This window comes from Neolewinella lacunae (assembly GCF_014349155.1).
In the GTDB taxonomy this organism is placed as follows: Bacteria; Bacteroidota; Bacteroidia; order Chitinophagales; family Saprospiraceae; genus Neolewinella; species Neolewinella lacunae.
In genome coordinates this window covers 1-11,511 of sequence record NZ_JACSIT010000053.1, presented here as the reverse complement: position 1 = coordinate 11,511, position 11,511 = coordinate 1, and the positions used below count along the sequence as shown (strand labels likewise).

Annotated in this window: 9 protein-coding genes; 2 read left to right on the top strand and 7 right to left on the bottom strand. The window is 52.2% G+C overall.

Annotation, left to right across the window (positions count from 1 at the left end; all coding sequences use genetic code 11):
• Window positions 1-66 precede the first annotated feature (66 nt).
• The 4 genes from H9S92_RS03280 to H9S92_RS03265 form a co-directional block, all read right to left on the bottom strand.
• Entirely contained in the window at window positions 67-1,284 is a 1,218-nt protein-coding gene (locus H9S92_RS03280; protein ID WP_222935956.1) for an RHS repeat-associated core domain-containing protein, read from the bottom strand.
• Window positions 1,285-1,874: 590 nt separating this feature from the next.
• On the bottom strand, window positions 1,875-2,927 hold the full coding sequence (locus tag H9S92_RS03275) for an RHS repeat-associated core domain-containing protein (RefSeq protein WP_187465291.1): 1,053 nt from the start codon (window positions 2,925-2,927) through the stop codon (window positions 1,875-1,877).
• 115 nt (window positions 2,928-3,042) lie between these two features.
• Window positions 3,043-3,501 carry a hypothetical protein gene (locus tag H9S92_RS03270; RefSeq protein ID WP_187465290.1) on the bottom strand — a complete coding sequence of 153 codons (459 nt, stop codon included), beginning with the start codon at window positions 3,499-3,501 and terminating at the stop codon, window positions 3,043-3,045.
• A gap of 150 nt (window positions 3,502-3,651) precedes the next feature.
• Window positions 3,652-5,418 carry a T9SS type A sorting domain-containing protein gene (locus H9S92_RS03265; RefSeq protein WP_222935955.1) on the bottom strand — a complete coding sequence of 589 codons (1,767 nt, stop codon included), beginning with the start codon at window positions 5,416-5,418 and terminating at the stop codon, window positions 3,652-3,654.
• Between the two features lie 198 nt (window positions 5,419-5,616).
• Here H9S92_RS03265 and H9S92_RS03260 point away from each other — a divergent pair, with 198 nt between their 5' ends.
• Complete coding sequence (locus tag H9S92_RS03260; protein ID WP_187465288.1) at window positions 5,617-6,027, top strand: hypothetical protein; 411 nt, start codon at window positions 5,617-5,619, stop codon at window positions 6,025-6,027.
• A gap of 421 nt (window positions 6,028-6,448) precedes the next feature.
• Here H9S92_RS03260 and H9S92_RS03255 read toward each other — a convergent pair whose 3' ends face one another.
• The 3 genes from H9S92_RS03255 to H9S92_RS03245 form a co-directional block, all read right to left on the bottom strand.
• Window positions 6,449-7,942 carry a right-handed parallel beta-helix repeat-containing protein gene (locus H9S92_RS03255; RefSeq protein WP_187465287.1) on the bottom strand — a complete coding sequence of 498 codons (1,494 nt, stop codon included), beginning with the start codon at window positions 7,940-7,942 and terminating at the stop codon, window positions 6,449-6,451.
• 335 nt (window positions 7,943-8,277) lie between these two features.
• A complete protein-coding gene (locus H9S92_RS03250; RefSeq protein ID WP_187465286.1) occupies window positions 8,278-9,048 on the bottom strand; it encodes an ABC transporter ATP-binding protein in 771 nt (256 codons plus the stop codon).
• Window positions 9,049-9,063: 15 nt separating this feature from the next.
• Window positions 9,064-9,795 (bottom strand): MlaE family ABC transporter permease, encoded by a 732-nt coding sequence (locus H9S92_RS03245; RefSeq protein ID WP_187465292.1) that lies wholly within the window; start codon window positions 9,793-9,795, stop codon window positions 9,064-9,066.
• Between the two features lie 323 nt (window positions 9,796-10,118).
• Between H9S92_RS03245 and H9S92_RS03240 the strand changes: the two genes are divergently transcribed.
• The gene (locus H9S92_RS03240) at window positions 10,119-11,372 is read left to right on the top strand and encodes an IS256 family transposase (RefSeq protein ID WP_187465088.1); all 1,254 of its coding nucleotides are present in this window, start codon (window positions 10,119-10,121) and stop codon (window positions 11,370-11,372) included.
• Window positions 11,373-11,511: the final 139 nt, after the last annotated feature.

Genomic DNA, 11,511 nt, shown 5'->3' with positions numbered 1-11,511 from the left:
ACAGCCTTTGGTATGCCAATTTCTAAAATTAAAATTGATTAATTTGTAATAACCGCAGCGTAAGCTTTACCCAAAATCTTCATGCAACAACGCCCCTTGCAAGTGAAGATGATTGTGATGCCTTGTTTTATTAAAGTGGCTGGTTCGCCTTAATCTAGTCGTGGTAGTCTCCCCATAAGGGACGTAATTTTCTGAAAGCATGTTTTTCCAACCAAACTTGTAAAGGTTATCATTGAATTTATTTTGTCGGTTAGCATCTAGTTCTGCATCTTGCAGTAATACGGCATCCCCAGTTCGATCCGTACGTAAATATCTTAAATCGCCATTCTTGCCATCTTTGTGAGATGAACTAGGGCTGGGGGAGCTACCGTCGCTATTACTAAATCCCACTATTGTTAAATCTCGGGTATTAGTTTCTGCTAAAGCTCCAAGTAGCGCGGCAAGAGCGTCTCCGCGGATATAAGATCGATATTCATTTCCGCTTTTTACTTCAAACCTGAAATCAATATCCAATCGAGAATTTTCCCCTTTCCCGAATATGGCACCTTCATTACTGGTATACTCAAAACTAGAGGGAAGTTGAATGAGTCCATTGTCATTTTTTTCGAACTCACCAAGAAAATGAGTTTTTCCTTCTTGATCATTCAAGAAAAAGTAGTCTTTATCTTCTGTGCCAATATCTATTTGATAAATTGTTCCATCCCCTGTTGTAATATAGACACTACTTCCGTCAGGATCAATATTTGCTAATGGGTTCCCAAGAACATAGTTGTACGGGCTCCATGCCGCATAATCTCCCGCCAACGGATCCACCCCATTCCACCTCCCAATCCCCGCATCATACCACCGAGCCCCATAATCATACCACCCCACCCCAGCATTCAACTCCTTCCCATTATACTGATAAGGATACCCAGCCCCGCCCGCAGAGAGCCCTCCGATTTCCATCCCGAAGGGGTAGTAGGCCAGGGTATTCAGTGGGGTAGGGGTGTCTTCTCCTGCGTCGGGGCGGAAGACAACACGCGTAGCTTTTGTTTGGGGCCCCTTCCCCAAACAACGCGGATGGTCCCTAATGACATATTCATATTTCCACTGTCCGCTTTCTAGGAGGGCGCGGCCTTCGGGGTGGTAGATGCTTTCGGGTGCGCCGTCGGCCAGTTCGATGCCGGAGAGGTAGTCGCGGCGGAGGGTGCCGGGGGCCTCCTGGGCGAGTTTGGTGCCGCGGGCGTCGTAGGTGAGGTGGGTGGCCCCCAAGAAATTGGCTGTGGAGGTAGAGAAGTTCAAGCGACTGGCCAGGTTTGCGGGATAAACGCTGGGTGGGGGTGGGGTGGTATGTGCTTTGGTCTTTGCTGTCTTTAAATCTTTGGGGTCTTGGTTTATGCGTATGGGGGCGGCTGGTTTCTTGTCTGAATTAGGATTAATTGGATTTGAGGATTTACAGGATGCGCTGGGAGGATGGCTTTTTACCTCCGTGCCAGTGACGGCGGGAGACAAGGGCACCAAGAAAGATGGGGGTGTGTGCTACTATCTTCCCCATCTTCAAATCATAAAAATCCTAATTCAGACAAAATGGGATCCTTCAGACTCCTTGCATAGAAAAGAATGGGATACTCAAAAGTATATACAAGATCATAGTTCCTAGTGTCACCGTCTTGTTCTTGAAAAGGAAATGTATCGCAAAAACGGAAACGAAGACTAAGGTCAAAAAAAATACTCTTGATATATAATTATCTACTTCCGTTGTAGCAGTGAAAAAAAATGCATATAAGAGAGACGCTATTGATGCTAACTCACCATTGCTAGATACAGTAAGCATGATGGTAAGGAGGACTACGCCACAGCTTACTAGCGCCTTGATGACAGTTGTAAACATATTAATTCTTTTTATTTACAAGTTTTGAAATTCCTTTTTCCTTTATTTTTTCATTATAAACTTGCGTATCTCCCTTAGCAACTGCTCGCCAAGACAAGTTTACTGATCCACCAGCTAATTCAAGAAGAGCTTTGACGTAGCCATTAGAATTTGGTCCAAAGGCTTGGTAATCAGGCAAGTGAACATAATCGTTTTTTTCTTTACCATCTGAATCCGTCGAAGTAGTATGCTCTTTAAAAAAGCTACCCAGTAAAATTAATTGATCTTCAAATGATTCATCCCCCTCTGGAACACCTTCTGGACGCTCAACATCATGCTCTAATACATTGCTTCGTCCCAAAACTTGATCTGAGCTTTCTACATCATCGACTCGGGGGACTCCAGTGGGGCGGCTCGTAGTTTCAGGGTCTTGGCCCCACAGTTCAATTATGACATCTTGTGTTTTAGTAGTTGCTCTAATATATGAGTGACGTGCGATGTGACCGGTTGAGCTAATAGTTTCCGAGTATACTCTAACAGTATCACCGTTGGGATCAATATTGAGGAGAGGATTATTGAGAACGTAGTTGTAGCCAGAGTGGCTGGTGTATTTTTCAGCCTGAGGATCAACTTGTAGCCATCGCCCAATCGCTGGATCGTAATTTCTTAAGCCATAATCATACCACCCCACCCCAGCACTAAACTCCTTCCCATTATACTGATAAGGATACCCCGCCCCTCCCGCAGAGAGCCCCCCGATTTCCATTCCGAAGGGGTAGTAGGCCAGGGTAGTCAGTGGGGTAGGGGTGTCTTCTCCTACGTCGGGGCGGAAGACGATGCGGGTATTTCCCAAGTGGTCTCTAATGACGTACTCATACTTCCACTGTCCGCCTTCGCGGAGGGCGCGGCCTTCGGGGTGGTAGATGCTTTCGGGTGCGCCGTCGGCCAGTTCGATGCCGGAGAGGTAGTCGCGGCGGAGGGTGCCGGGGGCCTCCTGGGCGAGTTTGTTGCCGCGGGCGTCGTAGGTGAGGTGGGTGGCCCCCAAGAAATTGGCTGTGGAGGTAGAGAAGTTCAAGCGACTGGCCAGGTTTGCAGGATAAACGTTGGGTGGGGCTTGGGTGGTATGTGCTACGATCTTCTCCATCTTAAAATCCAATAAATCCTAATTCAGACGAAATGCTACGTTGGCTTTAATCCTCCTTCCTAGTAACGGCGGGTTTGGTACTTTCCATAATATGCTGCTTCACAACTAAAATCTTATCTTCATCCCACGCTCCCAAACTGGTGGTCAGGTAAAACAACAAGGTTCCTTGATCATTCGAGATGTCGAGCCGTTTGTCTACGGTGCCGCCGTCAGATACGGAGTCTAATCTGTGCCAAATTCGCAACTCTGATATGGGGTAGGTCTCAGTATCGATTCGGAAAGGGCCCCGCATAATGCTTGCTGTAAGTGTAAGCTCGTTCAGCTGAATTTCATAAGCGATCCGATTGAAGCACGTTTTAATAATTATGGAAACGTAGCCGATCAGTACTATGTACGCCCAACCTTTTCTTCCGTCGTAGATACTAACAAGTAAAGGGGCAATAATCAGGGTGAGTACAGTACTGAACCACCAGAGGTTTTTGAGATTGCTGCTGATTGTTGTCATTTGCCCTTAATTTCGTGCGAATCCCAAAAAATATGATAAAAATTCCTTCCAAGGGCATCGGCAGGTTGGCACTGACAACAAGAAAGGCAATCCCTTGGTCTCGGCATTTGACTGGCGATTTTCTACCTATGTGTAGCGCCCCACCCCACATCATTCCCCTCTGGCAAGCAATATCTTCTGAACCACACTCCGCCCAGACCCGTCCCTAGCGTAAAGCAAATAGAGGCCCGGACGCTGGGCCGTGAGATCAAGCGATAGGGTATGCACTTGGGCCGCCGCTGCGGTGCCTTTCGCAACCGTTTGCCCAGCCGCAGAATACAGCTGCCAGTAAAGCGGGCTGCTAGTGGGAGTAGTGATGCGAGCCGTAGTGTGGCCGGTGCTGGGATTGGGGTAAAGGTCCGCCCCTAAGGCCAGTGCGGAGCCCGGGTTGCCCAGTGCGACAAGTTGATCTTGGGTAGTGCGGATGAGCATAATGTCCCAGCCCCCGCGTGGCGACGACTCTCCCATTCCTACCAGCAGCAGGGCATCGGTGCCGACTGGCTGAACGTCGTTAATGCCCAGAAAGCCGAAGGGGTTGCGGATGCTTCCTTGTGCAGTAACCGCATAGTTGGCGGGATTTCGCCATTCCACGTTGTATTGAAAATATTCGTAGGGGCCGGGTGTGCCGGGGATGGGTGCGCTGTAGGTGATGAATAATTCTCCCGCTTGTGTCAATTGCAGCACACTGCGCGAATTCCCCTCTCTGGTGCGGCCAATTTCTTCTCGCCGTATCACCGTACCATCGGCTGCCAGATTCGTCAACCACAGGTCGTGGCCAAAATCAACCGTGTCAATTTCCGTGCTGAGTAAAAAATAGGAGGCCGAGAGGGGCTCCCACAGTTGGGGAGCAACAAAATTACGGAGCGAGGGATTCGCGGCTAAGGGGCGAGACCAAACCAGGCTGCCCGTTTCGGGGTCGTATTCGCCGGCGGTGAGTTCTTGCGTATTCCGCCAGGTTCCGGTTAGCAGAATTTTTCCATTTGCCAGCGCGGCTACCGAGTAGCTACTCCCGGAAGTAAAACCCACCAAGTATTGACTTTCCAGGAATTCACCATCGGGAGAAAGGAAAGTAAATTTCAGCTGATGCGTACGGCCAGCCTCGGCGGCGAATATCGCGGCCACTATTCGCCCATCGGGTAGGGTGAAAAGCGTGTTGCGCACTGCGGGATTGGCAATAGACAATGCGCCAAGCTCGTATTGCCACAGTATTTCGCCAACTTGGGAAAATCGGGCGACAAACGAGCGGCCCGACTGATTTTTTAGGTAGTTAATGATCACGTCTCCATTCGGAGCCAAGAGCATATCTTGTAAGGAAATTCCTTCCGCCTCAGCGCTGTCAAAGGCGCTTCGCCACCGCTCCGTCCCGTCGGCGTTAAAGTGGAACAGTAATTGCTCGCTGATGAGTCCGTCGGGAGAGAGCCTGCCCACTACAAGAAAGCTTTCGTCGGGTAAGGCAATTGCTCGGCTGGCGTAGTCTAAGTTGAAAAAGTCTGTGTTTCCGTAATCGATTTGCCAAGCCACCGTTCCGGGGCGGGTAAATTGGTATTTAAAGATGTTGAGGTTGTTGCCGGGGGGAGAAGAAAAGAAGGTTGCTGCGTAGAGGCTATTCCCTTCCAGGAGGTAACTTTTGTATACCCTAGAAAACTGCCCGTTCAAATTGCTAACCGGGGTAAGCACACTGGTCATTGTGAAGACCTGATGTCTCCGGGTGATATTGGAAAGTTCGGACAAGATAAGGGTGTCTCCACTACTCGAAAGTTGGGAGTTTTTGTCTATTTCCCCCCCGATCTCCCGGCTAAAAGCCCCCACAACTTCCCCATTCGCATCTAAGCGTAAGAAAAGATTACTGATGAAAAGGGTAGTGCCAATGATGGCCAAATCATTGTTCGGACCAATAAAGACTCCCTTGTTGAAGCGGGTAAATTCCCCATTCTCACCGGCAAAAACGTTAGAGGGGCTGACTTCCCAAGCCAGCTCTCCATCGCTGCTGAATTTGGCAATGCTTCCCCGGTCGCCCACCGAGCCCAAGACGTACAGATCGCCCTCGGGAGACTGCAACAGATCATAAACTACGTTTTGGCTGGAGTTGAAGGAATTTTGCCGCCACAGTTCTTCCCCATTCACGGTTTTGCGGACCAAATCCGTTGGGCCACCGCAGTCAAAACAACTACTCTGGGTATAGACTACGCTGGAATCATCGAGGAGCAGCAATTGGCCGATTTCACCCCGGAAGGGTTCTCTAAAGTTGCGCCACTTGGCCACTTCCGCGCCATCGATTCCGTAGATGGTAAACTCAAAAGTATCACGGTTGATCTCCCGGACAACCGCAAGCTCCCCAGTGGCATTGCTGGCTACCGTGTAGATGGGACAACTGTGGGTGGGAAGGAAAGGATGATACACACTATCCTGCAGCACTCCAGTGGTTTTATCGAAGTAATAAAGCGCAAAATTTTGCTCGCGCGTGGTTGGCCGGTCGGCAATAGCTAAGGCAATTACTCTGGTTTCCGAGAGGGCAATGGCCTCTAGGTTTTCGTCCCCCCAAGGGTCTGGTAAGCCAATGAATTTCCGAAAGGTTTCCTGGCCAAAGAGCACGACCGGGCACAGTAGAAGGAGAATTAGAGCAAGAGGCCACTTATTAGACATCGTCAGGTGTATTGGAGTGCGCAGCGAAGCCTTTGACAATAAAATGTCCGCAATCTGAAGCCAAACTGACTAAAATATTTTAGGCGGTCCGGGTTTCAGCAGGTGGCAATTGTCAAAAGGCTACAAGCTCACACAAGGGTGAAAGAGAAAGACAAAAATATCTTCTTTCCGTAGTTTTTTGCAGACTTTAACTTTTGGCGAAAATACCACTCCGTTTTGTGCGGTTCCGGGTAGTTCTCCCCCTCACCCCAAAGCACCCCCCCCCCTAAAACTCAAAAGCCCCCGCATCCACCATCCCCCCCTCACGCGGCTTACCGAGAATGTCAACGGGGAAGGCGGGCAGGAAAACCCCCAGATCGCGCGCCACGCTCATCGTATCCAATCGGTAATCGTCCATCTCTAACGACAGGAAAAGGGGATCGCTGAAGTTCAGGTTATGGCAGCCGCGGCAAATGGCGGTGTAGAAATCGGCAAACAGCCCATCCTGGGAATCGAGAAAATCCTGGTCGGTACGCACCACCGAGTTGTCGATCCGCACGTCGAAGCCGCCGGGTTCGTCGCCGTTGAAGATGTCCAGAAAGATCAGCTCATTGCCCCGCGAGCCACTGATGATGGAGTTGCTGATGCGGGCACGGAAGGGCGCGGCCAGGCAATTCTCCCCGTTTTCGTCGCAGTTGAAATTCGTGAGGACCAGGCCGCTGGCGTCCACGCCGTAGTTGGCGATGGTGCTGTGGTCCATGGTCAGGCTACCACCCTTGATGAATTGGATGGCGTTGCCGAAATTGGAGTGAAAAACGGAGTTGCTCACCGTCACCCGGGCCTGGTAGGCGGAGATCGCCGGACCACCCGAAAAGGCAATGGTGCTGTTGCTTACGGTCACCTCGGCCAGGCTATCGACCGTAATGCCTACAATCGCGTTGAGCAGCTGGGTGTATTCCAGGCGGTTGCCGGTGCTGCCAGGACCCAATATCAGGCCCCGGTACTTGGCGGGCTCGTCCTGGAATTCCGCTTCCAGGCGGTCGGTGCGCAGGATGACGGGGTTTTCCAGGGTGCCGAGCAACTCAATCCGCCCGTTGGGCTGGGTGAAGAGGAATCCGTCGTTGAAAAATCCATTGCCGCCCACCTGCTCGTTGCGCTGGACGCCGCCGTGGAAGTAAATCCGCGTGCCCGCCAGCGCCCGCACCGTACAACTGTCAATGAAGAGCGAACCGTAAATGACGGTCGGCAAATCCTGCGGCAGCGTAACCACCGCATTGTCGCAACTGATGCGCGCAAAACTGCCCCGGTTGAAGCCATTGAGGTAGTTCGCATTCTGCCCGAAGGCCAGCAGGACCACCTCTTCCTGTACCGTCCCGGTCTCGAAGATGAGCCGGTCGTCGACGATGAAAGGACTCACATTCTCCGGCTCCGTCGGGTCCACCTCCACCTCCACGAAGACGAAAATGCTGTCGTTGCCCCAAATGATGATGTCCTCCGCCGTCGGCCCCTGCGTGCCGTCTACGTTGAAAATAAAATTTACCCCGCTGGCACCCTCCACCCGGATGCGGTCAATCATCACCGGCTGTTCCGCATCGTTGTACACCTTCATCAGCCGCGTCGCCGAACCCCGGGCGGTAAAGACCGTATCGAAGGTCAGCGTATCGGTACTGAAGCGCAACTCCACGGATTCTCCCGTCACGAATTCGGTCTCCACCTCACAGGCGCTGATGCCAATGACGAGGCAGAGCAGGGAAAAGCAGGCGGGGACAATAGTCTTCATAAAGCACAGGAGTTTTTTTAGTAGGCCGCCATCAGCGTAAGGTGATTCAGGGCGCGGCCGCAGGTGCAAGGTAAGCAACATAAGGAGCAAGGAACGCCAACCGCCTGCCAGACCTTCACCCAAACAAATCTCAATGCCTTAGAGCGTGTCTAAAATTTTTAAGAACTGATAATCAATGACTTATGGTTCTGGCTAGACAAAAAATTGCGCGCATAGTGGACTACGTAAGCCATTTTTTGTGACGCCAGGTTCATAAGTGCTTGGTTATCAGGAAGTAAAAATTTAGACACGCTCTTAGTGGTGAAAAAAAACCGCGCAGCGGAAAAAGCACCTGCCTACCCGTTGCGCAACTTCAAAGCATCCGTCCGCAAGCGTCGCAGGAACGGGCTGGCAAAGATAAAGTCCTCCAGCGTCTGGTTGTCGCTTTCCAGAACCTGGCTTTTGTCGCCCCGCCAGGCAACGAGGCCGTTTTTCAGGAGCAGGATGTTGTCGCCAATCCCCATCACGGAATTCATGTCGTGGGTATTGATCACGGTGGTGATGTTGTTGCGGGTGGTCAGGTCACAGATCAGTTCATCGATGAGGATCGAGGTTTGGGGGTCAAGGCCGGAGTTGGGCTCGTCGCAGAACAGGTACTCGGGTTCCAGCACCATTGCCCGGGCGATGCCGACGCGCTTCTGCATGCCCCCCGAGACTTCGCTGGGGTAGCGTTTGTTGATGCCTTCCATGTTGACCATTTCGAGGCACTCATCCACGCGGGCGCTTTTTTCCTTGGCCGTCATGCGGGTGAACATGTCCATCGGGAAGCGGATGTTTTCCTCCACCGTCATGGAGTCAAACAGGGCGTTGCCTTGGAAGAGCATGCCTACTTTCATCCGGACGGTCCGCAACTCCTTCGGCGTGAGCGAAAACAGGTCGGTATCGCCGTAGTAGACCGTCCCGGAGCTGGGCTCGAACAGGCCGATGAGCAGTTTCAGCAACACGGTTTTCCCCGCTCCGGAAGATCCGATGATGAGATTGGGCTTGCCCGTGTAAAATTCGGTGGTGATGCCCTTGAGGACTTCATTTTCCCCGAAGGATTTGGTGATGTTTTCCGTACGAATCATTGCGGCTGCCGGGGCTTAGGTGAGGAGGAGGGCGATGATGAAATCGAAGAGCAGGATCAATACGTTGGAGACCACCACGGCACTCGTACTGGCCTCCCCCAGTTCGATGCTGCCGCCCCGGACGTAGTAGCCAAAATAGCAACTCACCGAAGTCAGCAAAAACGCAAAAACGGCGGCCTTCACGAACATGATGAAGACGTAGCGCGGCACGAAGAAGGACCGCAGGCCGAGCACGTATTCCGTATGCGAGAGATCCCCCGGCAGCACCGTAGCGATGTAGCCGCCGATGATGCTGACGAAGGCCGAGATGGCCACCAGCAGCGGAATCACCAGCACGGCGGCAATCAGCTTCGGCATGACGAGGTAAGCCGCCGTATTGACGCCCATGATTTCCATGGCGTCGATGTGTTCTTTTTGCCGCATCCCGCCAATCTCCGCCGCCAGGTTGGAGCCGACCTTGCCGGCCAACACCAAACAGGTGATCGTCGGGGCCATCTCGATGATGGTGATGTCCCGCACAATGTAGCCGATGTAGTAGGAGGGAATGAAGCTGTCCCCCAGCTGGTCCGCAAACTGCACCGCCGTCACCATACCAATAAAGACTGAGATGAGGAGCACAATGAAGACCGAACCGACCCCAATAGCATCCATCTGCCGCATCGTTTCCTTGTAGTACATCGAAAAACGCTCCGGCCGCGCTACGGTCGACTTCAGCAGCAAGGTGTACCTGCCCAGGTGATAAAGCATGGAGTTGGGTAGCATAAGCGGGGCTACTAGCGAGGAAAAGCAAACCAGCCACCCGGGTAGGGTACGACCGAGCCTGCGGAACTTTTGAACCGCTGGTGTAACGCGGTGGGGCAAAGATAGGTTTGCCAGGGGAGTTGGGTAGTTCAGTAGTTCATAGTTCAGTAGTTCAGTAGTTCTGTAGTTCTGTAGTGATTGACCTTGAAATGAAGCGCGGTAGACTGTTCGGTGCGGCAGCGTGTCCCGTGCGGCAGCCATTCACGCATTCACGCATGAGACTGTTCATCTAAGTGTGTCTACATTCACACAACTTAGATTCGTGATTTATGGCAAAGAAAAGTAAAAATCCCACGCTGGAAGAGTTGTTCAGCGATCCTGAGCAGTTCCGGCAGATGCACGAGCAGCTTTACTCGCGTAAACCCCTACTAGAGCAAGGTAGCCCGTTTGCTCATCTGCTCCAGACGATGGTTAATGCCGCCCTGGACGGCGAGGTCCTAGGCCATGTTGCTGAGACGAGAGCCCAAGGGGAGGAGAACAAGCGTAACGGCTACACCGACAAGACGATTCTTTCCGAAGCTGGCCCCTTGTCGATCCGTACGCCGCGGGACCGGCAGGGGACCTTTGAGCCCCAGCTAGTACCCAAGCGAGAGCGAGAGCTATCGAGTGGTTTGGACACGCAGATACTAGCTCTGTATGCGCAGGGTAATTCGGTTGAGGACATTAAGCGGTTGCTCCAGACGATGTTTGGGGTGGACATTTCGGCGGGCAAGATATCGGCCATTACGGACCAGGTACTTCCAGTCATTCAAGAGTGGCGTAACCGCCGACTTTTAGAGTTCTATGCCGTAATTTACATGGATGCGATCCATTTCAAAGTCCGCCACGAGGGCAAGTACTCCAGCCGTGCGTTCTACACTGTTTACTCTGTTGACGGTCACGGTAATCGGGACCTATTGGGCATGTATATGTCTGAAAATGAGGGTGCTAACCAATGGGGACTGGTACTTGAGGACTTAAAGTTTCGTGGCGTCGAGGACGTTTTAGTCTTCTGCACGGATGACTTGACGGGCTTTAGTGAGGCGATGAATGATGTCTTCCCGGCCACGGTGGTCCAGAAGTGCCTGGTGCATAAGATGCGCAACACCACGCGCTTCGTAGATGACAAGGACATGAAGGCGGTGGTAAGAGGTTTGAAGGCGGTTTACAAGGCGGACACTCAGGAGGCAGCAGCAACAGCCCTAGAGGCTTTTGAGGTAGAGTGGGGTCACAAGTACAGCAGTATCGTCGTCAGTTGGCGTCGTGATTGGGATGAGCTGATGGCCTTCCTAGACTTCCCGATAGCCCTACGTCGAATGATCTATACGACCAACCCCGTGGAAGCCGTCCACCGAATCATCCGTAAACTCATCAAGGGCAAGGCTGCCTGGGCATCAGATACGGCCTTGATGAAGCAGGTGTACCTGAGCCTAATGCATAACGAGAAGTCGTGGCGCAAACAGGCGTATGGCTGGAAGGCCATCCAGCGCGATCTGGTTAAGCTGTATGGGGATCGGGTAACCAAGCACATGGGGCCAAGCTAAAAATGGCAGCGCGCGATCCGCGCCGCGCAGTCTCCGGCCTTCGGCCTCCGACTGTGCGGCGCGGATCGCGCGCTCGTCGCAAGGCTACGCCTTGCGATAGAGTAATAACTAACCCAGACACACTTAATTGAACTATCCC